The sequence below is a fragment of the Shimia sp. R9_1 genome (genome assembly GCF_017743775.1).
Taxonomy (GTDB): Bacteria; Pseudomonadota; Alphaproteobacteria; order Rhodobacterales; family Rhodobacteraceae; genus Shimia.
This window is the reverse complement of record NZ_JAGHRN010000006.1, coordinates 184,929-209,626: the sequence shown is the minus strand read 5'-3', so window position 1 is coordinate 209,626 and position 24,698 is coordinate 184,929. Positions and strand designations below refer to the sequence as shown.

At 63.9% G+C, this 24,698-nt stretch carries 19 protein-coding genes; 2 read left to right on the top strand and 17 right to left on the bottom strand.

Going from position 1 to position 24,698, the window contains the following annotated elements:
* Positions 1–15 precede the first annotated feature (15 nt).
* Together J7399_RS18185 and J7399_RS18180 are read left to right on the top strand one after the other, a co-directional pair.
* Positions 16–951: a hypothetical protein gene (locus tag J7399_RS18185; RefSeq protein WP_209088513.1), complete on the top strand. Its 936-nt coding sequence runs from the start codon at positions 16–18 to the stop codon at positions 949–951.
* Between the two features lie 13 nt (positions 952–964).
* Positions 965–2,332, top strand: coding sequence for a sigma-54 dependent transcriptional regulator (locus tag J7399_RS18180; protein ID WP_209088510.1), 1,368 nt, complete (start codon positions 965–967; stop codon positions 2,330–2,332).
* A 10-nt stretch (positions 2,333–2,342) separates the two neighbouring features.
* On the opposite strand, the gene J7399_RS18175 is transcribed toward J7399_RS18180, so the two are convergent.
* The 17 genes from J7399_RS18175 to J7399_RS18095 are packed head-to-tail and all read right to left on the bottom strand — an operon-like array spanning position 2,343 to position 24,683.
* Positions 2,343–2,591, bottom strand: a complete 249-nt coding sequence (locus J7399_RS18175) for a DUF4332 domain-containing protein (RefSeq protein ID WP_209088507.1) — start codon at positions 2,589–2,591, stop codon at positions 2,343–2,345.
* The gene (locus J7399_RS18170) at positions 2,588–5,494 is read right to left on the bottom strand and encodes a hypothetical protein (protein WP_209088504.1); all 2,907 of its coding nucleotides are present in this window, start codon (positions 5,492–5,494) and stop codon (positions 2,588–2,590) included. The genes J7399_RS18175 and J7399_RS18170 overlap by 4 nt, the downstream gene beginning before the upstream one ends.
* A 38-nt stretch (positions 5,495–5,532) precedes the next feature.
* Positions 5,533–6,438, bottom strand: a complete 906-nt coding sequence (locus J7399_RS18165; RefSeq protein WP_209088501.1) for a hypothetical protein — start codon at positions 6,436–6,438, stop codon at positions 5,533–5,535.
* A gap of 14 nt (positions 6,439–6,452) precedes the next feature.
* On the bottom strand, positions 6,453–11,198 hold the full coding sequence (locus J7399_RS18160) for a hypothetical protein (protein WP_209088498.1): 4,746 nt from the start codon (positions 11,196–11,198) through the stop codon (positions 6,453–6,455).
* The gene (locus J7399_RS18155) at positions 11,198–12,793 is read right to left on the bottom strand and encodes a hypothetical protein (RefSeq protein WP_209088495.1); all 1,596 of its coding nucleotides are present in this window, start codon (positions 12,791–12,793) and stop codon (positions 11,198–11,200) included. Before J7399_RS18155 ends, J7399_RS18160 begins: the two co-directional genes overlap by 1 nt.
* Entirely contained in the window at positions 12,793–13,260 is a 468-nt protein-coding gene (locus tag J7399_RS18150; RefSeq protein WP_209088492.1) for a hypothetical protein, read from the bottom strand. Before J7399_RS18150 ends, J7399_RS18155 begins: the two co-directional genes overlap by 1 nt.
* Positions 13,261–13,276: 16 nt before the next feature.
* Positions 13,277–13,609, bottom strand: a complete 333-nt coding sequence (locus J7399_RS18145) for a hypothetical protein (RefSeq protein ID WP_209065468.1) — start codon at positions 13,607–13,609, stop codon at positions 13,277–13,279.
* A 9-nt stretch (positions 13,610–13,618) separates the two neighbouring features.
* Entirely contained in the window at positions 13,619–14,419 is an 801-nt protein-coding gene (locus J7399_RS18140; protein ID WP_209088489.1) for a phage baseplate assembly protein V, read from the bottom strand.
* Entirely contained in the window at positions 14,416–15,429 is a 1,014-nt protein-coding gene (locus J7399_RS18135; RefSeq protein WP_209088486.1) for a hypothetical protein, read from the bottom strand. The genes J7399_RS18140 and J7399_RS18135 overlap by 4 nt, the downstream gene beginning before the upstream one ends.
* Positions 15,426–15,845, bottom strand: coding sequence for a hypothetical protein (locus J7399_RS18130; RefSeq protein ID WP_209088483.1), 420 nt, complete (start codon positions 15,843–15,845; stop codon positions 15,426–15,428). The genes J7399_RS18135 and J7399_RS18130 overlap by 4 nt, the downstream gene beginning before the upstream one ends.
* A gap of 9 nt (positions 15,846–15,854) precedes the next feature.
* Positions 15,855–19,757: a peptidoglycan-binding protein gene (locus J7399_RS18125; RefSeq protein WP_209088480.1), complete on the bottom strand. Its 3,903-nt coding sequence runs from the start codon at positions 19,755–19,757 to the stop codon at positions 15,855–15,857.
* Between the two features lie 15 nt (positions 19,758–19,772).
* A complete protein-coding gene (locus J7399_RS18120) occupies positions 19,773–20,192 on the bottom strand; it encodes a hypothetical protein (protein ID WP_209088477.1) in 420 nt (139 codons plus the stop codon).
* Positions 20,193–20,209: 17 nt separating this feature from the next.
* Positions 20,210–20,752 (bottom strand): DNA circularization N-terminal domain-containing protein, encoded by a 543-nt coding sequence (locus J7399_RS18115; protein WP_209088474.1) that lies wholly within the window; start codon positions 20,750–20,752, stop codon positions 20,210–20,212.
* 11 nt (positions 20,753–20,763) lie between these two features.
* A complete protein-coding gene (locus J7399_RS18110) occupies positions 20,764–21,984 on the bottom strand; it encodes a hypothetical protein (protein WP_209088471.1) in 1,221 nt (406 codons plus the stop codon).
* Positions 21,981–22,442 (bottom strand): hypothetical protein, encoded by a 462-nt coding sequence (locus tag J7399_RS18105; RefSeq protein WP_209088468.1) that lies wholly within the window; start codon positions 22,440–22,442, stop codon positions 21,981–21,983. The genes J7399_RS18110 and J7399_RS18105 overlap by 4 nt, the downstream gene beginning before the upstream one ends.
* Before the next feature lie 6 nt (positions 22,443–22,448).
* On the bottom strand, positions 22,449–22,988 hold the full coding sequence (locus J7399_RS18100; protein WP_209088465.1) for a hypothetical protein: 540 nt from the start codon (positions 22,986–22,988) through the stop codon (positions 22,449–22,451).
* A 12-nt stretch (positions 22,989–23,000) separates the two neighbouring features.
* Positions 23,001–24,683 carry a phage tail sheath subtilisin-like domain-containing protein gene (locus tag J7399_RS18095; protein ID WP_209088462.1) on the bottom strand — a complete coding sequence of 561 codons (1,683 nt, stop codon included), beginning with the start codon at positions 24,681–24,683 and terminating at the stop codon, positions 23,001–23,003.
* Positions 24,684–24,698: the final 15 nt, after the last annotated feature.

Here is a 24,698-nt window from a genome sequence, read left to right as displayed (position 1 = left end):
GATGGGAGCGCAACTGTGTTTGGATCAGTTGTATTAGAGCTGTTTATTGGCGTTGCCTTTTTGTTTTTGGCATTGAGCATCGTGATCACCGCTGCGCAGGAGATGCTGACGGGATTGCTTGGTATGCGGTCTGCCAATCTGGTGGTGGCGCTCAGGAACCTGCTGGAAGATCCGGACGGAAGCTTCGTGCGTGAGGTCATGGAGCATCCGGCGATGCGCCACCTCTATCGCGGCAAACCGCGCAGCGGGGTGTTTGGCCTCATGGGGAATGGGCCGTCTTATGTGCCAAGCAGTGCCTTTGCGACGGCGCTGTTGGATGCGTTGCGCAGCAAGAATGGCAATGGTGCCACCTTGCCGGTTGCGGTGGATGAGCTGTTTGGCATGGCGCCCGAGATCGTGCGGGACATGCCGGAGGGTGTGCTCAAACGCTCGCTGACCTTGATGATCGGGCAGGCGAGCGATCTTGACCGTCCCCTGCAGCGGCGCGCCGAAATGGCGGAGCGGCGTTTGGCGCAGTGGTTTGACGAGTCCATGGATCGGGCAAGTGGCTGGTACAAACGCAAAAGCCAGTTTGTCAGCGTGCTGTTGTCGATCGGGCTGGTGGTGGCGATCAATGCCAATGCGCTGACCTATATGGAGCTGTTGTGGAAGGACTCTAACCTGCGTGAGGGGATTGTGGCGGCGGCGGAGGCGACGGCGGCTGAGGGCCAGCCGCTGCCAGACGATACGCAAGCGCGGCTGGACGATTTGGCCATATTGCCGCTTGGCTGGCAGGGGCAGAGCTTTTCCGATGCTTTCTGCACCGCGCAGGAAAGCCTTAAAACACTGGCGGGATGGGCCATCACGGTGCTGGCCATCAGCCTTGGGGCGGCGTTCTGGTTTGACGTGATGAAAAAAGCGCTCGCAATCCGTGCGAGCGGGCCGAAACCCACAAACCCCGCAGCAGGGTGAGGTGGGCGCCACCATGTCACTGGATGATACAGACCGCAGGCTGACGCTGGTTTCTCAGGAAAAATCAGACCGTTTTGAGGCGTTTCTCGGGGCGCTTGGGGCGCTGGATTACCGCGTGCAGTTGACCGGACCTGAGGCTTTGGCGAAGACCGCGGAAGGCAACAGTCTGGTCTATCTGGGTATGCGCGGCTGGGATGGGCGCACCATGCGGCGGCTGAAGGCGCTGGCGGCGCATCCGCATTGTATGCTGGCGATTGAAAAGAGCGCTTTCCGCTGGGCGGAGCCGACCATTCGCGATTGCCGTGAGTTTCTGACCTGGCCCTGTGCGCCTTCTGAGCTGAAGATGCGGCTGGAAAGATGTGGTCGCAGCGGCCCGTTGGGACGCCCTGCAGATGAGCGGGCGGCCGAGGTGAGCGCGTTGGGATTGGTGGGCCAATCACGGTGTTTTGTGGACAGTCTGGTGACCCTGCGCCGCTTTGCTGAATGTGACGCGGCGGTGCTGATCAAGGGCGAAACCGGCACCGGCAAAGAGCTGGCGGCGCGAGCGATCCATCAGCTTTCGGCGCGCAGCGAAGGCCCGTTTGTGCCGGTTTGTTGTGGCGCGTTGCCGGACACTTTGATTGAGGCAGAGCTGTTTGGCCATGCGCGCGGGGCGTTTACCGATGCGCATGAGGCCCGCGCGGGGCTGGTGGATCAGGCGCGCGGCGGCACGTTGTTTCTGGATGAGGTCGAGGCGCTGAGCGCCAAGGCGCAGGTGGCGTTGCTTCGGTTTCTGGAATCACTGGAATTCCGCCGCGTGGGCGGCAGTCGGACGCAGCGGGCGGATGTGCGGGTGATTGCGGCGGGCAACGAAGACCTGCGGCAACTGGCGCGGGACGGGCGGTTCCGTCTGGATCTGCTGTACCGGCTGGATGTGCTGTCGCTCACGCTGCCGGCGTTGCGCCAGCGCGTCGGGGATGTGGCCCTGCTGACACGGCATTTTCTGTCGCTGTTTGAGCAGCAATATCAGACCGGAGCGCTGGCGCTGGACATAAGGTCCAGCCATTGGATTGAAGAGTACACCTGGCCCGGCAATGTGCGGGAGCTGGAAAATCTGGTGCATCGCGGCGTGGTCACGGCGCAGGATGGCTTGGTATCGGTATGCCCGACGGAGCCGCGCGCGCGCGACAGTGTGGACGAGGCCTTTGGCGTGGCAAAGGCACGCGCGGTAAACGCCTTCGAGCGGCGCTATCTGGAAAGCGTGATGGCCCAGACGCAGGGCAATGTCACCAAGGCGGCGGAACAGGCGGGCAAAGAGCGCCGCGCCTTGGGTAAGCTCCTCAAAAAGCACGGCATTGATCCGGCCGGATTTGCCCAGCCCTCTCCCACAAACGGATTTTGAGCACCTGCTATCAGCGCCGTCTGTTTGAGCCGCCCGCGGTCATTTCGAGCGCCTGAGACAGGATGTCCTCGGCAAACTCTGCAGACACATCAAGGATTTCGGCAAGCTCGGTTGCGTTGCGGCGGGCCACGGCGCGCACCGAGGTGATGCCTGCGGTTTCCAGAATCGCCGCGCGCCCTTCGCCAATGCCGTGAAGCTCGCGCGTGGGGTGGTCGGGCAAAGTGGCGGCATTGAGGGTCAGATTTGTGGCTGGCGTCAAAACCCGCGCGTGGTCCGGAAGGCTGAGAAACGCGGTGCTGCTGGCATGGGTGCGCAGGCGCGCGGTGGCGCTTTCGCGGGGCAGGCGGGCCACGCGTCAAGGCGGGGCTGCGCGATGGTGCCGACGGGCAGCTCGGTTGGCAGACGGGTGATGAGCGTGGCGCGCGCGGGCGTGGTTTCGCCTTTGTCTTTGCAGGGCGCGCATTCGCAGATGTCCTCCGGTGCGGTATCGGCGGGGGTGGGCACACATGGGCTCTCTGGTGGCGGCAGCTGTGTGGCCACGGCGCGCGGTCGGAAGGCGACGGTGAAATCGCGCACGGTCATGCGGCCCGGCGCCTCCGAGAGGAAGGACACCGGAATGTTTTGCGGCGCTTCAAGCTCTGCGGAGGCGGCCACCAAGGTGAGGATGGCGCTTGGCCCGAGCTCTATCTCGATTTCCGCCGTTGCCGCGCCTGCCGGAACTGTGCCGCGCAGGCGGGTGATCTCGGCCCCCTCAGATTGGATTGATGCGGCAAGGGGCGTGTCGATCTGCGCGCCTGCGCTGTCCAGCCAGCGGGCGGCAAAAACCGCCTCTCCTTGCGAAAGCTGCGCTTCGAGAGCGGCGGCAAAAGGCGCGTCAGCGATCACCTCAGCGGATTGGGACAGGATCACAGAAGATCGGTCCGCCGTGATATTGGTGAAGGTGAGGCCCTCCGTGGCCGGAGCGATGGTCAGGGGCGGGTTCTCGAGGGTCAGCTCAGGAGAAAAGCGCCAGCCGCTCAGAAACTCAGTGAGGTCCACATCAAAGGCGAGCTCACTGAAATCGCCATTGCGCAGGCCGGTTGGCCCGCCCTCAAGGGAGATGGTGTCCACAAACAGGCGCTGGTTTGCAGGAGTGCGCAGGCGGACCTCCAGTTGGTCGGCATCCTCAGGGGCCATGACATCCAGTGAGGCAGACAGGATGGTGCGCAACTGTGGGCCAGCCACGGCGGCCAGCTCCAGGCCGCTGTCAAAGGTGCCAAGAAACGGGGGCGGGGTCAGCACATCGGTGCGCGACAGGCCACAGCCGGTCTGACGCCAGATCAGCTCGATCACCGCGCCGCGTTCAGGCGCGAAGCCCCGAAACACCGCGCGATAGGGGCAGCCGGGGGAGACTTTGACAATTTGCGACAGCGCGCGGGGGGCGCTTTCTGCGTGGCCAAGGCGCAGGAGCGTGACCGAGAGCGGCCCCGCGTCGCCGGGCACAGAGAAAGATTGCAGCGCAACCGCACCGCCGCTGACACTCCAGCCCTGCGGTTCATAAAGGTCATTTCCAGAGGCGCGATCCTCAAAGCCGCCATTGGTCAGTTGCTCGCCACGAGGGCAAGTTGTGGCGCTGCGCGCCGACAGAATGTCATTGGCCGCCTCAGCAACAGAGCGGGACTCCAGCGCAAATTCCACCCGACCAAGGGGCTGGAACCGCTCAAGAGACAGGAGGCTGCTTTCGGCGTCACGTCCAATTTCGGCTGAGACCGGGACGCGAAACACCGGCGAGGCGCGGCGGAAGCGGTGTGCGGCCATGAGCGCATCGGGCAGGCTGGCCGCGCGGGCCGGTCGCCATGACAGGCCGCCGGTGTCGCTGGTCTGCAGCTCTGCGGCTGCTTCGGTTTCCGGATGGACGTGCCAAGCGATCGGCGCAGAGGTCGGCTCGACCACAAGCCAGATACGCTCTGCGTCGGCAGGCACGGTGATGGTCTGGCCCAGAGCGGTACTGAGCCATCGCGGCCCGCCATGGGCGGAGACGCCAAAGGTACCGGTGGCGGGTTGCGCAAGAAGCGAGCTGTCGCCGGGTTTGCCGTCAAAATCTTCGCGCAGGTCAACTTTGACGTCCGCCTGTCGCGCTTGCGTGGAGAGCAGGACATCCACCGCGTCGAGAATGGTCTCTTCGGTGATTGTCACCGGCTGGGCGGCGGCGGTGCCGACCGCGAGCGGCACAGCCTCTGGAGGGGTGCGATCCATGGTGGGGCCAAGGGTGATTTCGCTGCCCTCAAAGGTGCCATCAATCGCGATGTGTGTGCCGGCGGGATCAATCTCCATATTGGGCGGCACGGTGATCTGCAGGAGGTCATCGCCTGCCTCAGACACGCCGTCATAAGTGTATTCCAACGTGCTCTCACGCAGCCCATCGGGCAGGCCGCTGCGGCGCTCCTGAATCTCGTAGAGCACTTCGACAGCCAACTGGGCGGTGGTGTCTGACTTGATGTGCAGGGGCAGAACCGCAAAGCCGCCTTCGGTTTCCGCCGCATCCAATGCGGCCTGCGCGAGCGTGGTAAGATCCGTGGTTTCGGTGACGGCGGAGAGCTCGCCGGGCAGGGCCCAGGCGGCGGGCTGTTGCCCCATGGCAAGCGTGACATTGCTGGCCACGGCGCGCAGCCACAGGGTGTTTATGATCGGTTGCGCGCCCGCTGATGTGCGGGCAATGCGCAGGCGCTGCACCGTCAGCCCCGGGAGGGGCTGTTCCCCGTCACTCAAAGTGAATGTGCCGTTTTGCGATGGCACCGTGCCATTGGCCGCAACATCGACAAACAAGCCGCCCAGATCCACCTGCAGCGTTGCCCCCGCCAAACCCGCCCCGCTGAGGCGGGAAAGGGTGCGAAAGCCACCCAGATGGATCTCCGCCCAAGGCAGGCTGCCGCCGCCGCGCACCTGAGACACGGCGGTTTCGCGACTGTCATCAGACGGGTCGCCGCCCGCGATGCTGCCATCGACCGGTGGTGCGGTAAAACTGATCTGCTCCTCGGCAGGGCCGATCCGGTTGGAGGCGGCAATCGGGGTCAGGCGCAGGCGGAAGGACGACAGCTGCGCGCCTTCGGGAAGGCTGCGCAGATAAAGGGTCTTGGTGCCACGGAAAAACCCTCTCGCCGGAAAGCGCTCGACCTGTTGCATGCGTTCATTCTCCTCGCGGTGCCAAAGGCGCGTCGCTGTCAGACCTTGAGCAGGACCATCAGGCAGACATTTGCAAGATCCTCGCCGTTGCCGATTGGGATGCGCTCGCGCAGCGTCAATGACAGTCGGTCAAAATCATGGTGTTCGACCAAGATTTCGGGCGGGTGGCGGTTGGTTGAGGTTGTATCGCGCTCTAGCGAGGGCGTGTTCACCGTCTTTACGGGCTGCATTTTGAGTTTCAGATCGTCCCAGTCTCCTTTGGCCTTGAGGCTGCCCACGGTACGTTCTTCGCGGCAGCAGCGCTCATACCAGGGCGAGTGGCAATAATCGCTGGGATCAAATGGGTCGTTGGGCGGCGCAAACATCGCCTTCCAAAGCTCGGTTTCCAGATCGCCAAGGCTGGTCTCATCGGTGTATTCGACGCCGAGGTAGTCCAGCATTTCGCTCACCGGGATGCTGAAGGGCGTTTCGCCACGCTTTTCAATCTCGACGGTCTCAGTGCCGTTTGGCCCTTCCATCGAAATTTTCTTTTCGCTGGTGTGATAGAGAAAGAAGCGCGCCTCAACCTTACGCTTGTCATCATCATCGGCGCATATCACATCGAAGCTCTGCAGCTCATAAAGATCCACCAGCGGGCAGAGTTTGAGTTCGTGTTCGACGAGATTGGGTTCGTTAAACTCCAGCACTTTGAAGAGTTTCCGATAGCCTGTGTGTCCGGGGAATTTTTGCATGGCTTGCTCCAAAAATTTGCTGAGAAGATCCTGGGCGGAATGGCCTTCGAGCGCGTTGCTGTCTTTGGACAGGTCAACTTCGGTCAGGGCGGCGAGGGCCTCGGCGATCTGTTTGTGGATTTCGGCGCGCATCTTGGATTGCATGGCATTCATGGCTGCGGCGCTGATGATCTGACCGGGTTCAAAGGTGGTGAAAGGGTCGTTGTCCAACATCAAAATCTCCTTTTCTAACAATCAATGTCTTCGGGCGGGGTGCCGTCGCGGGTGACGGTGAGGTCGATGCCTGCCGCCTTGAGGTGCTGTACGCCGCGCGGGCCTGGGCGATTGAAATCCTCAACCGTGCCGGTGAGTTCTGGCCCGTTCACCCGCGCGCGGGCGTTTTCAAACCGCGCGCCGTCAAAGGTGACGATCAGGTCGTAAATCCCCGGTGCGGTGTCACAGACCGCGATGGAAATGCGGTTGGCAAAGAGACCCGGCGCGATGGCGGAAATCTCGATGAAACCGGGCAGGCCGGGGTCATTGAGGAAGGTGCGGGCGGCCTGCGTTTCGGTGCCACCAGACAGCGCAACGGGGCGGGCGAAGGGAATGTCGGTGGCGTCAAACCCGATGGGGATCACATCGGCAGCGCGCGCCGTCACAAGCGCCGATGCGGATCCTTCGGGGGCCAGCTGTGTGGTGAAGAGCTGCGGGTCGGTGGCCGGTTCGGTGACAAGGCCTGAGATGATCTCCGGCGCGTCATCCGCCAGGGCAAAGCGGTCCTGATCAAAGCGCGCGCCAAACCGGGCGGGCATGTCGAGCGGCAGGTTGATCTGCGCCCGTCCGGGCGTGTGCTGCGCCCAGCTGAGCGTGACATCGGTGGCCGTGCCGCCGTCTGCAGGGGCAAAGACCGAGGTGGATTTTGCCCGTGGGTTTTCGGCGAAACGGCAGGCGTCAAAGACGCCAATCTCAAGGCAGTCCCCGCCGGCGAAATGGCTTTCGTCAAAATCGGCGGCGTCGTATCGGGCGGTCAGGCATTCCACAAAGACACGCCGGTTGGTGCCCGGGGAGAGCGAGAGCGCAGCCGTTTGATCGACGGCGCTGGCAAAGACGATGGGTGTGTCCTGCGTCGTTTCATTGATACGTCGCGGCAGGGACAATGCGCCAAACTCCGGCCCCTGATCCAGCACCACACCGTTGAAGACCTGCGGCGTGGCTGGCGGGATCGCGGTGATCTGCAGATCATAAAGGACGCGGATCCGGCGCGGCAGCAGGCTGTCGCCAAGGCGTTTGGCGAAAATGGCCACGGGGCGGCCGAGGAATTGCGTGGCATTTCCTTCGATCTGCACCTCAAGCTCTTTGTCGCCGTTGGTGAGCAACAGGCTTGTGCCGGAGCGCTGCAGCTGCCCGACAAACACGCCTTCGGGGAGCTGATCCGGCAAAGAGTGGGCGGCAGAGATCTGCAGCGCTGGAGCGACGTCGCGGCGGGTAATTTCGGTGAGTTCGATGACGTCTGAGCCAAAGCTGTCAGAGATCAGGATGCCGCGCCGCCCGCTGAGGCCGGGGGCCATGAAACGGGTGGAGTCTTGTGGGACTTCCAGATGGGGCAGCAGGGGCAGGCCGTAGACGCGCGGGGTTGGGCTCAGCTTGGTGGAGACGTTGAGGCCGTCTGCGCCTTCTGTGATTTCGGCGGTGTCACCGGGCAGAATGGCGCCGCGAATGCGCAAGGTGCGGCCTGTATCAATGTCGACCAAACCAGGGGAGTCTGTGCCTTGCGGCGCGGTGAAACGGACCGTGCCGGGCGCATCAGATGGCCCGGTGTTCTCGGCAAAGAGCGCATCGCCGTGGTGCAGCGCGGCGCCGGTTTGGGTGACCGGCTGTTGCGGGTAGTCGATCAGTTCGAAGTGGCGCAGGGGCTGCAGGGAAAGCGTGCTACCTGCGGGCGCGGTGAGCAGGAGCTGGCCATCAGCACTGAGGCTGGCGGTATCTGGAAGCACCCTGTTGATCGCTTCGGTGATTTCCTCAGGGGCGGTGGCGGCGGGGGCCTCTCCGGCAAGGTCGATGTCCAGCGGCAGGGCGTCTTTCAGCGCGAGGCGCAGCACGGAGCGTTCGCTGAGGTCCACACCTTGGCGCAGGTCAATGCTGCCGGTGATTTGACCGGCCTGCGCCGGTGTGCCGGTGGCGCTGCGCGGGGCCTCGCCAAGTAGCGCCTGAGTGGCGTCACCTCCGGTGGCGGTCTCCACACTCAACCGGCTTGACGCGCCAAGGGAGGGGGATGTCAGGAGCAGGTGATCCGCGCTGATCTGCGCAACGGGTGCGCCAAGGGCTGCGTTGATGGCGGCAGCGATCTCCGCCCCCGTGGTCTGCGTTGCATCGGCGGCGGCACTGGCGCAGTCGATGTCTTGTGGCGGTGTGGCGTCAAAGCCAAGGCGCAGGAAACGCGCGGTGCTCAGATCGATAGGGGCGGAGAGTTCGGCCAGCCCTGCGATTTGGGCGGGCTGCGCCGCCTGACCGGTATAGCTGCGCCCCGGGGAGACGCCGAGAATGGCGGCGGTAGCGTCTGGCTCGGACGGGAGCAGAATGTCGAGACGGCTGTCCGCGCCTTTGGTTGGGGAGGTGAGGAGCAGGTGGCGCCCGTCATGGCTAGCGATGCCCGCGCCGAGCTTGAGATTGATGGCGACGACGATCTGGCCGAGCGTTGTGTTTGCGGGATCAAACCCGCGGCAGTCGATGTCCTCAGGTGGGTTGCCGTCAATTGCCAGCTTCAGGTGGGCGGCAGCCGTCAGATCGATGCCGCCGGAGAGATCGTTGGTGCCGACAAAGGCCACTTGCCGCGCGGCAGATCCGGTGGCGTTTTGCGGGCCGGTGGCGAGCAACGCGGGTTGGGCATCGGTGGCCTGTGGGGGCAGAAGCGTGATCTGGCTTGCGGCGCCGAGGTTGGGGGAGACCAGCTCAAGGCTGCTGCCGGAGCTGCGCGCGGTGCCTGCGCCAAGCGCTGAATTTATGGCCTCAAGGACCTCATCAAGCGTGGTGTGGCGCGGGCGTGGACCGGCGCAGTTGATGTCCACAGCGGGGGCATCGTCCAGTTGCACACGCAGGAAGCCCCCTGCGCGCAGGTCGACGCCGCGAGAGAGATTGGCGTTGCCCTGCAAAGTGGCTGCGGCAGCGGGGGCGGATTGGGACACCGCGCTGAGCGTGCCGAGCACGGACTTGGCGGCGTCCTCTGCGATGGGCACGCGGGAGACAAAATTGCGCTTGAGCGTTGTGCTGATGGGGATCAGTTCCAGCTGTCCGGCGTTGCCTTCAAGATGGCTCATGAGGGTGAGCCTGTTGTCGGTGACGCTGGCCTGTGGCGCCTGCGGCTGGCTGTTGATCGCCTGCGCGAGACCCTCTGCATCCAGAGGAGCCGCTGCCGCGTCGGACAAATCAAAGGTTTGCGGCGTGCGGCCATCCTGGGCGAGTTGCAACAACGGTTGCGCGGCGATGTCGATGCCTGCCGACAGGTCGAGAGCGCCCTGCAAGGTGGCGCGGGTGGCGGCGGATCCGGTGGCGATACGGTCCTCAAGGCCCAAGAGGATCTTGGCCGCGTCGCCTTCTGGCAGATGGCCAATGCGCAGGCTGCCGGTGGGACCTGCCTCAATGCTTTTGAGGATCAGGTTGCGCCCGTTGGTGGTGGCGACATCGGCGCGCAAGGCGCTGTTGATCGCCCCGATGATTTCAGGCAGCTGCGTGTTGGCCGGGTCTGATCCGGTGCATTCGATTTCTACGTCTTCTTTGGTCTCAATACTGAGCAGGAGGCGGCTGGCTGCGCTGAGATCGACGCCTGCGGAGAGGTCCGGCGTGCCGGTGATCTGCGCCGGTTGGGCGTCGCGGCCGGAGGCGACGGTGTCGATGGGGCCAAACAGTGCCAGCCGCGCGTCCTGCGCGGCGGCGGTTTGGAAGGTGATGCCGGAGGTGGCCCCGATCGTAGGTGAGGTGAGCGAGAGATATGTGCCGTCATGGCTTGCAACGGAGAGGCCAAGGCCTGTGTTGATCGCGGCGGCAATTTCATCAAGCGAGGTGGCCTCTGCCGAAGCACCTGCGCAGTCGATTTCAGCAAGATGGGTGCCATCCACCAAGAGGCGGATGTAGCGGTTTGTGGACAGGTCGGCTCCGGCGGAGAGGTCGATGAGCCCGGTGAGCGCTGCGCCTGTGGCGTCGCGGCCCGTATAGGCGCGGGGGGCAAGGCCCAAGAGCTCTGGCGCGGCATCATCTGTGGCATCATTCAACGCGATACTGCTTGCCGGACCTGTGCTGGGGGAAGACAGTTTCAGCCGGCCCTGTGTCAGTGTGGCGATCTGCTGACCCATGGCGGTGTTGATGGTGGCAATGAGCTCTTCGGGTGTGGTGACACCAGCAAGCGCGACGGCGGCAGGCGCACCGCCGTCAATGGTGAGGTGCAGCGTGCTGGCTGTCAGGGTCAGCGGATCGGAGAGGGGCGTTTGGCCGGTGATCTGCGCCGAAGTGGCGTCGCTGCCTTGCGCAAAGGCGCGGTCAAAGCCGAATATCGCTGGACCTGCGTCGCGGCGGCTGGCGACTTTGGTGGTGAGCAGGCCGCCGCCAGCGCGCGTCCACCACGGATCAAAGGCCGCGTCGCTGTCATCAATCTCAAGTCCTGTGAGAATGGAGGTGGCGCGCAGCAGCCCGCGCACGGTGGCGGGGCCTTCGAGAATGAGGCTGACCCAGAGTTTCAGACGTCTGCGGAACTCTTCCACATCATCGCCTTCCTGCGGGGCCAGTCCGTAGAGCGCGGCGATCCTTGGCAGATCGTCAAACAGATCGCGGCCAAGATCGGCCTGTGTGCACCAATGCGCACGCAGGATGGCGGCAAGAGTGTTTTCCGCGCCCTGCAGCTCGGCCCCATAGGTTTCGATCAGCTTTTGCAGCGGCGAATGGGCGGGCTGAGCCGCGAAGGTGCCCGGAAGCAAATCCAAAATGCGCTGTGTTTTGGTGACCATCAGGATCCGGCCTCCTGCAAGGCGATGTCGGCCGCATTCATGTCGATCACGATCCAGCCCGGTTCGCCTTCAACCTCGGCTTTCACAAGGAATGCGGCGTCTTCGATGTCTTGGTCGGTGGCCGGGGCGCTGCCTTCTGAGTTCATCAGCAGGCTGCGGTCGGGGATGCGGCGTCCGGTGGGCGCGCCGGTGTCCACCTCAAAGAGCAGGGTGTTGAGTTCGGCGCGCAGGGCGGTCTGTTCTTTGGGGGCGCCGCCCGCGATGAATGCGGTGAGCGCGTCGACCACGGTTTCGCTTTGCGTTGGGGTGGCGTCGGCGCGGGCGACCTGCACGTCGACAATCTGTGCGTCCTCGAGATCCTCAACCGCTTTGATCGCCTCCAGCAGCGCGCCACCCTCAAGCGCATCGCCCGTGGTCAGCGGCTCTGCAAAGGCCTGCACGGCGGCGATGATCTCTTCGGCCACTTTGGCCTTGCCGTCAGAGGTGAGACCGCCCGCGATTTTTGCAACAATGCGCGGGGTGACAAAAACGTAGCGCGCCACGATGGTGGCGGCGATGCCCGCAGCGCGCTGGTTGTTGACCTGTGCAGACAGGCTGGCAAAGCGTTCAGGTTCGCTTTCCACAAAAAGCGCCACACGACCTGGGGCGGTGCGGCGTGCAATGGGCGCGTTGGGATCCCAGTATTCGGTGAGCGTGGCAAAGCTGTCGCGCACGCTGGCGTCGAGCGCAGGTAGCGTGGCATTGCCCAGTTTGTAGAGTTCGGCCCGCGCACGGGCGCGCAGCTCCGCATCTGTTTCCGGAGGCGCGCCAAAGACGGTTGGCTCGGTGTTTGAGACCCGCGCGATGCCGGCAAGCGGCCGCAGCTGGGTGTCGATGTCACCGGCCGCAACCTGCCCGGTCTCGCCGGGGTGATCGACGCTGGCGCGCACCGGCACATCCATGCGCGCCTGACCGCGCTGCAGGGTGCGCTGTTGGGTGGTTTCAAAGATGACTGCGCCGTTTTGGGCTGTCAGCCTGGTGCCTGAAGCGATGGTGACATCGCCCACCACCTGCGGGTCACGAAAGAAGGCCACAAGACCAGAGGCAAAATCGCCGGTTTTGCGCTTTAACCCGAGAATGGCAACCACCTGATCCAGCGCGGCGCCTTCGGCGGAATTCACAAATCCCGAGCGGTAGGTCTGATTGAGCTGTTCATAAAGCGTGGCGATTTCACGCGCGACGGCCTCTGACAAAGTGCGGGCGACGCTGCCGACATTGATGTCGGTGATCGGGGAGGAGGCACCAATGGGGCGGTAATCCACATAAAACACGCTGCCATCCACGGGTCGCGCGCCGCCCGGAAGCCACTGCACCGCGCCCAGATCGGGCTCATAGGCAAAATCAATCCCGGCCTCAAAGGTGTGATTGGCAGTCTGATCGTCAACCTGCCCGGTCAGCATGCGGATGCCTTCGGCAGCCTGCGCCAAAGGGTAGAGATCGGATTTCACGTCAAAGATAATCTGTTCGTTGACGATGCCGCCGATGAGGCTGGTGAGGATGTCGTTGGACACCTCGCCGAAATTTCGCTGAATCAGATGGATGGTGTCAGGCGTCATCAGGTTTGCTCCGTGGAAAAGAAGAACGGCACAACAAGATTGAGCGGCGTTGCGGTTTCAACGATTTTGAGCTGCATGTCGATGTCGACGCCGCCACGGTCATCGCGGCGCTGGCGCACATCTGCGCGCAGGATTTTCTCGACCCGCGGCTCCTGATTGATGGCGCGCAGGGCGTAGAGTTTGGCGAGGTTGCGGTTTGCCTCGGTGTTGGGCTCGCCGATCAGCTCATGCAGGCGGGAGCCATAGGTGGGATGGCCCAGCTGGCGCAGCTCGCCCTCTGAGGTGAGCATCCGCAGCAAGAGCGCCTGCGCCATGTTTTCCGCGCCAAAGACGGTGTCCAGATCGCGCTGGTTGGTTTCCGGACGCACCCGTGTGGAGAGGTCGCGGCCGCGCTCGCGTGTCGTCTGGTCCCGCCGGTTGCGCAAGAGCAGGAGGTCTTGCCCCAAGAGAGCATTGTCCCGTGTCATATCAAGCCTCCCTGTTTCATGGCGGCCACGTGTCGGAGATGTAGGGCGCGGCCGGTGGGCCAAGGATGGTGAGCACGCCCGGTGGAGAAGGGATGAGATCCAGCATCCGCACCAGCGCTTTGCCCGCGATGCGCACGCCGGAGCTGGCGATGGGTCCGATGACAAGCGGATAGGGCACGCCGGTCAGCGAGTTGATCATGGTGCAGAGTGAGCCTGAGGTTGCGAGCGGAAGCCCTCCGGCGGTGATCAGCGGCGGGAAGATGCCCACGATCGTGCCGGTGTCCGGTGGCCCCGCAGCGCCGGGGGTCACGATGACCGCACATCCAATTGTGACCGGTGGTCCCGGCATGGTTTCCTCCTATGGGCTGAAGTTGGTGACGCCCTGAATGTTGACGATCCCGCCTTTCAGCGTGGTCGGGCCGCTGCCTTCGACCTGTGTGATCGTGCCTTTGAGGGAGGCCTGCACACCGGCCTCCACCTCGGTGTTGATCTGGCCTTTGATTTTCACATTGAGGCCCTCGATGGTGACGTCCTGCTGCGCTTTCAGATTCAATGCGCCGATGGCCTCCACGGTGGCGTCGCCGTCCTGGTTGAGCGTGATCTTGGTGCCGCCGGTGACCACGGTGACGGTGCCGCCGGATGCGCCGGTCTGATCGATGAACAGCTCTGACGGTCCGGCGGTGGCGCGCACGGTGCCGTCGGTCACGCGGATGGTGATTTTCGGATCCATCTCGATGATCAGCTCGCGCGGCGGGTTGTCTGTTTGATGATTGCGGATCGCGGCCTTGATGGTCTGATCGTCGGCTTCGGCCAGCGGCAAACGAAAGATCACCTCATCTGAGGTGTTGATCGGCGGGCGGTCCTCATCGTTGTAGAGACGGCCGGTGATGATCGGCTGGTTGATGTCGCCGCGGTCAAAGGCGAGCAGCACCAGATCGCCGACATTGGGGATCGCAACGGTGCCGATGTGGCCGGTGGCGACGGGCACGCGAGGCAGCTCCAGCCCGGTGTTTTTGAGGCGCACATCACAGCTGTAGTTGTCGCTGTCCCCGCCATCCGCATGGGGGTGCACCGCCGTCACAATGCCAATCTCGGCAATGCGCAGGGTTTCCAACTCGCGGCGGATGATGGCCTGCAATGTGGAGACAGTGTCGTTCATAGGCTCAGCTCCAGCGCCTGAAAGGTAAGGTGGGTCAGAAAGCCTGTGGCCTTGGTGATCCGGTGGCGGACGCCGCGGATCTGGAAAGTGGCGTTGAGGTCAGGCTCGGGCATGGACTGCAGGCGGATCGTGTCGCCAAGGGTGATGGCCGGATTGCCAAGCACGGTGAGCTGCCCCCGGATGCGGCGGTTCTCAATGCGGCGCAGCAGAGCACTTGCGGCGCGCTGGGCGGTTTCACCCGTGCGCAGCGCGGCGTTTTCCAGAACATGCAAACTCCCGCTGGTGCCTGCGCTGCCTTTGCGCGCTTCAAAGTCTTTGGTGAGCCAGGCCCAGCTGTCTGCGCCCTGTGCCGCGCCGGGGCTTTCGCCCCAGGCTTCAACGCGCTCGGCAGAGGCCAGAGTGCTTTCGACCTGATAGGCGATCACGTCTTCGCCGTAGTCGAGCGGGAAGAGTGTTCGGCCATTGCCGAAGCCCTTGAAGAACAGCGCATTATCTGTGTCACAATAGAGATCAAAGCCAGTCAGCTCGGAGAGGGTGACCATGTGCTGAAAGGCGCTGAGGCGGGCGTCTGCGATATAGGTGGGGAAGATCTCGCTGGTCTCGGTGTCTGCCACTTTGACACCGGAGGTGTTGGCAAGATCGCTGACCATATCGGCGGCGGTTTTGTCTCGGAAGCTGTGGTTTTCCTTGCTGCGCGAAAGGAGGGCACCGGCGCCAAAGCCGACAATGCGGGTGTGCTCCGGGCCTGCGTCGACCTCTTCGATCTCGCCAGTCATGACGCGCTCAAGACCGGTGTCTGACCCGGCAAAGCCCAGCTCGATCTCTGCCGCGTCGCCGCGTTTGGGCAGGCGCGTGCCAAGCTTGGCGATGGTCAGCTCAAACCGATCCACCAGCGGCGCCATGGCGCGCTGCACATCGATCTGGGTGACGGTGCTGGCGCGCGGTTCGCTGCCCATGTCGATGCGCTGATCACCTAGGGTGAGCCGGTATGTGGGGGACAAGAGGCTCATGGCGCAGCCTCCAGAAGCGGGCGCAGGCGGTTGCGCATGCGGTCAAGGCGCTGATGCATCGCGAGAACATCATCAGGCAGCAGCGCCTCAAGCTGGGTCTTGTCGGTCGCGCTGTCATAGATCACCAGCAGGCCATCAAGATGGGTGAGCAGTTTTGCCGCGGTTGCGCCGGTGGTTTCCGGATCGCTTTCCGCCAGCAGCTCAAGCGCGGCACCGGGACGCAGTCTGGAGAGCATGCGCGCGTCAAAGTCGCCGCCGAGATAGGTCTGGATCAGCGCGTTGAGGTAGCGTTTGGGCTCGGCCTTGGCGCGGGCCGCGACTGCCTCAAAGGCGGCGGGACCAATGCCGTCAGGCGTGAAGCCTCCGCCGACGATCAGCGCCAAGTCTTCGCGAATTTTTGCAATGGGCGTGGTCATGTCGGGTCCTTAAAACGGTCCAACCAGCGTGTTGCCGGTGGTGGCGTCAGGGGCGGGGCCGGGACCGGCCTGAGCGGGTTGGCGGGCGGTGCGGGTGCGGCGCACCCAGTTCAGGATGTTGTCGTTGTTGGGGTCATTGTCGGGGTCGGCGCTGTGCTGGTTCTGGATGCGGCGGTAGATGCGGGCATCGGGCAGCGCGATGCCGCGTGCCGCCCCAACAGCGGTGCCGGGACTGGTGTTGAAGGCAAAGAAAGCGTCGTTCACGGCCCCGTCAAAACGGTTGAAGAAGATGTGGTGCATCTCGTGGCCCAAGGTGACGTCCTGCACGTCCAGAGTGTTGTCAATGAAGACAAAGAAGCGCGCATCCAGTGTCAGGTTTGCGCCGGGAGGATTGGGGATGGGGGCGCGGTTGGCCACGGTGGCGTAGGCGTTTGATCCGGCGACGCTGGTGAAGACCACGGTGAGCGTGTTGTCGGGGGTGATCGGGATCAAATCGCGCAGCGCAGCTTGCTCAAAGGCGTTGTTGGCCTGCCCGCCGTAGTCGCCGCCCCCATCCAGCGCGGCGGCGGGGATGGCGCGATCCACGGTGGCCTGCGCGTCGATTTGCACGCCCACGGCGTTCCAGCGCCGGTTGGCCTCGGCAAACTGATCGGCGATGCGTTGATCAGTCACCGGCGCATAGGTGGCGGAGGTGTAGCGGATCACGCGCACCGAGATGCGGCGGCGCTCATCTGGGTTGCGCGGGAAAACCGGCAGGGTGATGCCAAGGCGGGTGCCTGGTTGCGCGGCGGGGCTGTATTCGGTGCGCACAAAGCCGTCGATGCGCGCGCGGCGCAGGCGGTGGTCGCTTTGTCCGCGGTTGCGCGGCTCCGCCAGTCCAGGCTGCGCGGGCAGGCCGCTGGGGACAGCGACAGCGGCGTCGGTGTCATCGGTCACCAGCATCACACCGTTTGAGATGAAATGCCCGCTGCCCGCTGCGGTTTCCGGCAGGGTGAGCTCTTGTGAGGCGGGGGCGTCGTCACTGGTGGCTTGGTCTGCCAGCAGGCTGCGCCAGGTGACAGCGATCGGGCCAGCGCCCGCGCCGGCGTCGCGCACGCGGTAATGCAGGCGTCGCTCATCTGCGGCGATGATGTCGGCGACAAATTCCCCTGCGCCATTATAGGCCTGATCCCAGACCCCGAAGCGCGTGGCGGTGACGGCGGCGGTGGCGGGCAGGTTGTCGGGGGCGGTGTCGAGGCGCACCATGGTCATCGGGGCGCGGTCGCCATCGGGCTCGCCGCCTGACAGGCCGAGCATGAAGCCGCTGTCGCGCACAGCGGCGCTGTGATCCAGACCTTCTGCAAAAAGCGCAAGGCCGGTGGCGGGGATGCTGGCCACGGGGATCACATGCGGATTGGCCAGCACCGCCTGACCTGCCGCGGGTTGTTCGCTGGCAAAGAGCGCAGCGCGCGGGCCGATGGGCGCCAGCGCCAGATCGCCGGTGAAATCCGCAGGCTCCGGTGGCTGGACACGCAAAAGCGAGCGTTCGTGGCTGAAATTCGGGTCCGCAACCTGTGTGAAGCGACCGATGGCGATCCTGTCTGCCGCGCTCATTTCTGGAGCGTCGCCGCCGCCGACGGGGCGGGAAAGGGCCACATCCAAAGTGAGGCGCATCACTGTCATCTGGTGATTGACCGACAGGCCGGGGGTGCCGCCCACGGTGAGCTGCAGAGTGGCCGTGACATCCCCAGCCGTTGCGCTGGGATTGGGGCCGCCTTCGCAAAACAGGGTGACGCCGGCGGTGAGCTGATCTGAGGTGAAGACATTGTCGGTGCCATCAAAGCTGAGCTCGGTGCCGCCCGCGGCCGCATCAAAGACGCGCAGACGATCTGTGCCGTTGGTCAGTGTCAGCGTGCCTGTGCCCGCAAACGTCTGGTTTGCGCCTAGCGTCAGGGGCGCGCGCGCGGGTGTGGTGTGGGCACGGGTGACAACCACAGCGTCCGGTCCGGTGAGCGTGGGGCGGGAGTCAGCAACGCTGCGGTCGGTGATGACCACATCAAACCGGTCCTGCGGCCCTGCAAGCCGCTTGCAAACCACGGGGCCTTTGGCCTCTGTGATCGGCGCACCGGAGGGGCGGGCAATCACGTCGGCCTCCAGCTCCAGAATGAAAATGCCGGGTGTCTTCAGCGGGGTGTCATAAGAGAAGCTGCCATCGGGCGCGGGTGTTTTGGTTTTGGGGGTGCCGGCGCGGGCGCTGCCTGAGGTTTTCTCACGCTCGCCAGCCATGTACTCGCCATCAGGGGCGGTGATGAAATAGGTGCCGGTGTAGGGCTTGCCGTCTTCAAAGCGGATGGAGCCTTGTACCTTGAACTGGGGCGTCGGCTCAATTGGTTCGCGGGTGAAGGCGGGGCCGCGCGGCAAGGTGCCGGGGCAGGTTTCATGGCGTTTGCTTTTCACATTGGGGGCGACAAAGCAGCTACGGGCGGAGCTGCTGCTTTCATTCAGGCACCAGTCGCTGCCAACCGCGCCGGGCGCGGGGAGCTCAAATGTGATCGGTGTGTCGATGTCGGCGGGGAGCTCGGTGGCGCGGGTAAACAGCACCTCGGTGCGCCGGTTGGGGCGCCATGCGAAGGTGACATTGCGCAGCGGATCAAGCTCTCCGCAGCCAAGCCATTTCAGCCCTTCGCCGGGGCAGTTGGGCAGGAGGCGCTCGTCTGGCACAGACAGGGCTTCGGCAGCAAGATAGGCGTCAATCAGGAGGGGCCATGTCGCGCCGTTCATGGTGCCGGTTTCGGGCAGGCCGTTGGCCGCTTGGAACCGGCGCACGGCGGCATCTGTCATCGGGCCGTGATCGCCGTCGATGCGGCCATTGTAAAAATCCCGGTCCTGCAGCATCTGTTGGTATTCGCGCGCGCGCCAATTGTCGTGCAGATTGGTGGTGCGGGCCTGTCGCAGCTCATTCCACTCGGCAACGGCGCCTACTGGATCATTGCCATAGCGCAGGGCGGCAAAAACACTGCGCGCGCGCCGTTCTGAGAGCGCCTGATTATACTCTTTTGTGCCGACCAGATCGGTGTGGCCCACCACCAGCATTTTCTCGTCCGGATGGGCGCTGGCGTGATCGGCGACCTGTTTGAGGACTTGCTTGAGGCAAGGCTCCACAAAGGCGCTGTCAAACCGGAAATGCACAAGGAACCGTTTGGCGATGGTGGCGGCATCGCGCAGGACAATGGTGACCTCGGTGGTGGCGCCTGCGCGCACGGTGGCTGTTGCCGATCCGCTGAGGTCGCCGCCATCCGCCGCCGCGCCCGTCGCCGTGGCGCGCAGAGTAAAATCTCCGGCGGGGAAGGGCTCTTCGGTCCAGCGGGTGTCTGTTTGGCCGGAGAGGGCGGTTTCAGGGAAATCGCTGCCGTCCTGCAAGGTGCCTGCGGCCAGCACGGTGGTGTTTTTAGCGGCAAAGGCGGGATCACCCTCTTTGATGACATTCACCACCAGCACGCCCTCATCCTCTGTGACCTCAGGCGGCTCGGGCGGCTCCGGTGGGTCTTGCGGATCGGGGGCTGGCGCCGGGGTGCATTCGCGCAGAAGCAGGCGGTATTCAAAGGCGTCGGGCAGGCCCGCGTGTTCGCTGATCTCAAAATGCTCGATCAGCACATCATCCAGCGTGGTTGCGGTGACAATATCGGCGGCAAAGGTCAGCGGCGCGGCGGCGCGATAGGCGTCACGCAGTTTGGTGAGACCTTCGCGGGCGTCAGGGCCGCTTTGCACGCCGGTGAGTTCAATGGCGGTGCCAGCGCGCCCAAGCCTTTGAAAGAAATCACCTTCTAGTGCGGGGATGTCGTGCCGTGTCAGAATCTGATCTTCGTCTACCTGCACAAGCTGGACCTGTGCAAGTTCAATCTCGCCAAGCATGGGACGGATTGGACGGTTCACGACAGCCTCCCCGGATTATGCGTTTTTCAGCGCGTTGAGATGGCCGACGATGGCGTCGATCAGAGACAGAATTTCGCCTTTCACCTCGTCAATGGAGGGCAGGCCGCCCACCACATCGGCCACATCGGTGATGGCGTCAAAGTCATCGGCGTTGTCAGGCAGCAGGGCTTTGGCGGAATTGACAAAACCTTTGACCTGATCTGTGAATTCTGCCGCTTCGGCGAGACCGGGGATGGCGGAAACGTCGAGTTTCTCAACCTCGGATTTGAGCAGGTTCATCAGCTCGATCAGCTTGTTGAGCAGATTGTCGATCTGATCAGGAATGATGGCGCGCAGGGCGGCCACGGCGGGATGGATCACCCCCACTTTGTCATCGAGAAAATCCTTGAAATCTTGCAGGACCTCTTTGAGGTCTTCGAAGAGATTGTCGGCCATGGCATCGATCTCCTTTGTCAGGCGTTGGAGGTGTTGTTGAGGGCTTGCAGGCGGGTCAGCAGACCGGTGAGCGGTTCCACAAAGCGCTCAAGCCCGGTGTCAAATTCCGGCAGCAGATCGAGACCGTCGATCAGATCATCGGTGAGGCTTTGCGCTTCGCTGAAGATGTCATTGTCCAGAAGGCCCACGGCCTCAGGTTCCACCGGTTCCTGATACTCGCGCAGCACCAGCGCGTAGGCGTAGCGGCCGGGTTTGCCAGCCACTTCGCGCAGGCGGAAATCGTCGATCAGGACGTTTTCAATCTCCGCGTCCGCAACGATGTCGGAGATGAAGCTCACAGGTGCGCCGGCGTCAAAGGTTGCAGTGAGTTTTTCGAGGGTGTCTTTCGCATCGCGCCCGCTGGCCACACCGGCCACAAGGATCGAGGTCGCGTGGCGGCCCATGTTCTGACAATAGCTGCCGTCCATCCCCGGGGCGCGGTGTTCGGCAAGGGTGCGGATGTCGCGCAACTTCAGGGTCTGAACCTGTGGGAGCGGGATATCATCAAGCATCGGACGCATGGGCGGGCTCCTCACACATCAATGCCGTGGCGGCGGGCTTCGTCCCGAAGGATGAGCGCCAGCGCGTCTGTCAGCGCCTCGCGGTCAAAACCCGCGGTGGCGCGAGGCGTGGAGCGGTCTGGCAGTTCGGTTTGCGGCTCATCGGTGACGGCCTCTTGAAAGCGGGTGAGATGGGCGCGGTCGGATGGCGGCAGGATTTCGGCAAATGGCGGATCAAGATCGGGCTGCGCGGGCAGGGGCACCGGGGTTGCGTGCGGCGGGCGGGACAGGGTTTCGCGCGACAGCGGGTCTGCGCCATGGACGGGTTCGCGGTGAAGCTGCACCGGATCGGGGCTGTTTGAAGCGCGTGGGGGCGGAGAAAGCGGCGCGGCATTTGCAGGCTTGGGCAGCTTTGGGGATTGGGCAAAGGCGGATTGGGAATGTTTTCCTGCAGGCTTTGGGGCTTGCGCGCTTTGGGGATCTTTTGAGGCGCGCTGCGGAGGCGTCGCGGTGTCGCTTTGCTCGGCTTTTGACCGCAGCAGCTCGCGCGATGTGAGCGCGCTGAGGGTGGTGTGTGACGCCTGCGGGCCAGCGAGCAGGGATTGCCAAGGTGTTTTTGACGGCTGGTTGGATGAGACGGGGAGGGCGCGCGGATGTTTTGGCTGCGTTGTGTGGGTGCGGGGAGCAAGCTTTTGCGCCGTTGTCTTTGCCAAAGGGTAGCTCTGCGCGGTGGGCAGAGGGCTGGCAGGTTTTGCCGTAAGAGGCTGTGCGGAAGGTTTGGAACGCGGTGTGATCGGGCCTTTGCCGAGATCTTCCGGGTCGGTGCCTGCATGCAGCCTAAGCGGGCCGCCGGAGAGGCGTGTTGGCAGTGTCTTGGCGGTTTCACAGCGGTGCGCCTCCGGTCTGGGGCGGGTGTCCGCTGGCGGGTGATGCCATGCTGGGGGCTGGCGTTTCTGCTTCGCCGCTAACTTCTGCGCCGGGGTTTGTTTGTAAGATGGCGTTTCCTTGGGGGCAGGTTTGCGCTCCGGCTCTGAGGTTTCCCAACGGGTCAAGCTGCGTTCCATCGCCTTGCGATCAGACAGCTCGGCGCAGGTTGAGAGCCATTTGAGGTCCGCGCCCGACGCTGACACGCGGCGCGCGGTGGCCTGCATCTTTTGCACGCGCTGAGGCGCGAGTTGGGGCACAGAGCCAGCGGCGGCCAATGCGGCTTGGCGCAGGCGTTGGGGGGCAGCGGAGGCGAAGGCGCGGGTCATGCTTCTGCCGCCTCCCGCCGTCCCATTTCAAGATAGAGCAGGATTTGCCCGATGGTGAGGCCACTGACCTCTTCGGGTGTCCAGCCAAATTCGCGGGCCAGAACAAAGCAGGCTTTGGCCAAGGGCGCCTGCACCATTTCCTCCAGCGCGTCGCGGGGCAGATCAATGCCGCTGATGCGGTTGACCTCCTCCACTAGATGGCGGGCCAGCCCCGCCGGAAGCTGACGCACCTCATCCAGAGACAAAGCGGGTGCCACCAGCGCCTGCTGGATCATCAGCGCGGCGGAGAGGTTTTCATCCTCCTTGGCGGCGCGGGCGATCAGTTGCAGGTCTTTCACCGACAGGGGGCGCAGCTCCACCTGCTGCTCCCCGTCCTCGCCTTTGATCAGGTCGGCAGGGAGATCATGCAGATGCGTGGCCGAAGACCCGGCCAGAAGCGCTTCGCTGGTGAGCGTCATGGCAGATTACTCCTGATCCACGAAGGCCGGGCCAGCCGAGACGCCGCTGTCATCGTCAAAGTCGGCGATGTCGATGCTCTTGGCGCGGAAGCTGACCTTTTCCATGATGATGTCGTCTTCGGGCAGGGCAAAGGACCAGGTCTGGAATTTCACGCCATTCAGCGTGAGCCGCGCTTGGCCTTCGACCGCTGGGTCATTGAGCTGCAGCGTCATGTTGAATTCGGGCTGAAAGGTGCGGGCGTTGTTGTCCAGAAAGGACTTGCGCCCCATCAGCAGGCCGAGCAGCGCGCCGTTGATATAGGCGCGGTCGCATTCGCCACAGATGTTGATGTTGCCCTCATGCAGCGAGGTCACATGGCGAAAGCCGATTTCGTGAAAGGAGCGCAGGTCGGTGTCGACGGTGAATTTGACGCCGGTGACCCGGCCCACAGCGGTGGCGATTTCATAGCGCGCGATGATCGACTCGGCGTCGACGCCCGGCGGGGTGTCCAGCGGCGCAAGGGTGAGCGTGGCATCCGCCCCCGTAAAAACATTGGTGTTGGCCATTTATCTGGTCTCCTATTCGAGGAACATCGTGACTTTGATGAAGTCGATGCTGAACGTGGGGCGCAGGACGATGGTGACCCGGGCGATGCCGCGGATTTCGTCGTCGCGGGTGGCGGACACGTCGAGCTCGTAGCTCACCAGCTCTTCGTCCAGCACCATCTCTGCGAGGAAGGAATTGATCGTGGAGCGCATGGCTTCGCGGACGCGCTCGTTGTTGAGCAGACCGATGTAGGGGGTGGCCGCCGAGCGCACGCCGATTTTGGCTTTGTCCACTATGCGCCGGGTGGTGATCTGATGCCAGGCGGTGTTGGTGGAGGTGGTGATGCCTTTCACCGTGCGGAAGCCGAGGCGGCTTTCCAGCGCAAGCACGCGGTTTTGCACCATCTGGCGCAGCTCGGCCTGGGTGAAGACATCTTCCAGACCTGCGACATTCAGCACCTTATTGGTGAGGCTGCGGTTGACCGGCGCGCCGGAAATCATCCCTGCAACGCAGGCCGCCGCATAGCCGCCGGAAAGGGTCACCGCATCTCCGGTCACCACGTCAGAGACAGTGACGCCCGGCGCGACAAAGACGATGCGATCGGAGTTCAGCGTGTGATCCAGGATGTCATTGAGGGAGGCCCCCGGCGCGGAGCCGATCACCCCGATACGCTCACGTTTGTTCGCATCAGAGCTGGCTGCGGCCACATGGGCGGAAAGGTCCGCGCCGATGGTGCCGGAGTTGTCCTGTCCGGCGGCGACAATGATGAAGGCCGGTTCGTTGGCCAGCTGTTCAAAGCCGTCAGTGTAGTTGCCACCTGTGGCCCCGTCGGTGCCGGTGGTGTTGGTGCCAGCGCCAAAGGTTTCAAAGGTGAAGGCATCAGCAAAGGTTGTGGGCGTCTCCGCTGCGTTTGCGAGCGCGGTGCCGTCCACAAGATCCGAGCCGCCGGTGGCCTGATTGACCAGATCGACGAGATGCGCGCCGCTTGCGGCGGTAAAGACCTCTTCCAAAGCCTCGGTGCGCAGGGTGACCTTAACGCTGTCGGCCGCTGGGACAACATATGTGACTGTCACGGTGTCGCCGACGGCGGGGGCTTCGCCTGCGGCAAAGACTAGAGCGCCGCTTGCGGGGTCAATTTCCACTTGGCCTGCTGCCGGGGTGCCGGTGGCTCCGTGGACAACGGCGGGCGTGGTGGGCGTTGAGGCACCTGCCGCGAGGACAGACACGCTGTTGCGCACGCTTTCGGCAATGGTGGTGTGGGCGAGTTGCAAACCAACCGCGCCGGTACCTGCGATTTCTTCCCCACTCACAACCGCGCTTTCCTCTGCGGCGGTGATGTTGATTTCCATGGCGTTGGCCCAGGAGCCGGGGGTCGCGGCGGTCAGGCGGCAGCAGTCTCCGCCCGCTGAGGCGATGAGAAAATCTGCGGCTGCGGTCGCGCCTGCTATGCGCACGGCCCAGACGTCGCGCGCGCCGTGGTCATAGGCGAGATCAATGGCGCGGATCAGCGTGAGCTCCTGCCCGGGCGTCACGATTTCATCGGCGTCGCCGAACACCTCGCGGGCGGCTGCGGGGGAGCCAATGAGCACCGGCGTGTTGACCGGCCCTTTGTTGGCTGTCCCGACCATTCCGATGGCGCTGATGGATACAACGCCCGGAGTGATCAGGCCTTCTGGGCGGACGGCAATCGACACGCCGGGTAAGATCTGTTCCATGGCTTACTCCTGATT

Excerpts from the sequence above, each read along its gene's own strand:
- J7399_RS18180 (WP_209088510.1), top strand. The coding sequence starts at position 965 with ATGTCACTGGATGATACAGACCGCAGGCTGACGCTGGTTTCTCAGGAA.
- J7399_RS18170 (WP_209088504.1), bottom strand. The coding sequence starts at position 5,494 with ATGCAACAGGTCGAGCGCTTTCCGGCGAGAGGGTTTTTCCGTGGCACC.
- J7399_RS18165 (WP_209088501.1), bottom strand. The coding sequence starts at position 6,438 with ATGTTGGACAACGACCCTTTCACCACCTTTGAACCCGGTCAGATCATC.
- J7399_RS18160 (WP_209088498.1), bottom strand. The coding sequence starts at position 11,198 with ATGGTCACCAAAACACAGCGCATTTTGGATTTGCTTCCGGGCACCTTC.
- J7399_RS18155 (WP_209088495.1), bottom strand. The coding sequence starts at position 12,793 with ATGACGCCTGACACCATCCATCTGATTCAGCGAAATTTCGGCGAGGTG.
- J7399_RS18150 (WP_209088492.1), bottom strand. The coding sequence starts at position 13,260 with ATGACACGGGACAATGCTCTCTTGGGGCAAGACCTCCTGCTCTTGCGC.
- J7399_RS18145 (WP_209065468.1), bottom strand. The coding sequence starts at position 13,609 with ATGCCGGGACCACCGGTCACAATTGGATGTGCGGTCATCGTGACCCCC.
- J7399_RS18140 (WP_209088489.1), bottom strand. The coding sequence starts at position 14,419 with ATGAACGACACTGTCTCCACATTGCAGGCCATCATCCGCCGCGAGTTG.
- J7399_RS18135 (WP_209088486.1), bottom strand. The coding sequence starts at position 15,429 with ATGAGCCTCTTGTCCCCCACATACCGGCTCACCCTAGGTGATCAGCGC.
- J7399_RS18130 (WP_209088483.1), bottom strand. The coding sequence starts at position 15,845 with ATGACCACGCCCATTGCAAAAATTCGCGAAGACTTGGCGCTGATCGTC.
- J7399_RS18120 (WP_209088477.1), bottom strand. The coding sequence starts at position 20,192 with ATGGCCGACAATCTCTTCGAAGACCTCAAAGAGGTCCTGCAAGATTTC.
- J7399_RS18115 (WP_209088474.1), bottom strand. The coding sequence starts at position 20,752 with ATGCGTCCGATGCTTGATGATATCCCGCTCCCACAGGTTCAGACCCTG.
- J7399_RS18110 (WP_209088471.1), bottom strand. The coding sequence starts at position 21,984 with ATGACCCGCGCCTTCGCCTCCGCTGCCCCCCAACGCCTGCGCCAAGCC.
- J7399_RS18105 (WP_209088468.1), bottom strand. The coding sequence starts at position 22,442 with ATGACGCTCACCAGCGAAGCGCTTCTGGCCGGGTCTTCGGCCACGCAT.
- J7399_RS18100 (WP_209088465.1), bottom strand. The coding sequence starts at position 22,988 with ATGGCCAACACCAATGTTTTTACGGGGGCGGATGCCACGCTCACCCTT.
- J7399_RS18095 (WP_209088462.1), bottom strand. The coding sequence starts at position 24,683 with ATGGAACAGATCTTACCCGGCGTGTCGATTGCCGTCCGCCCAGAAGGC.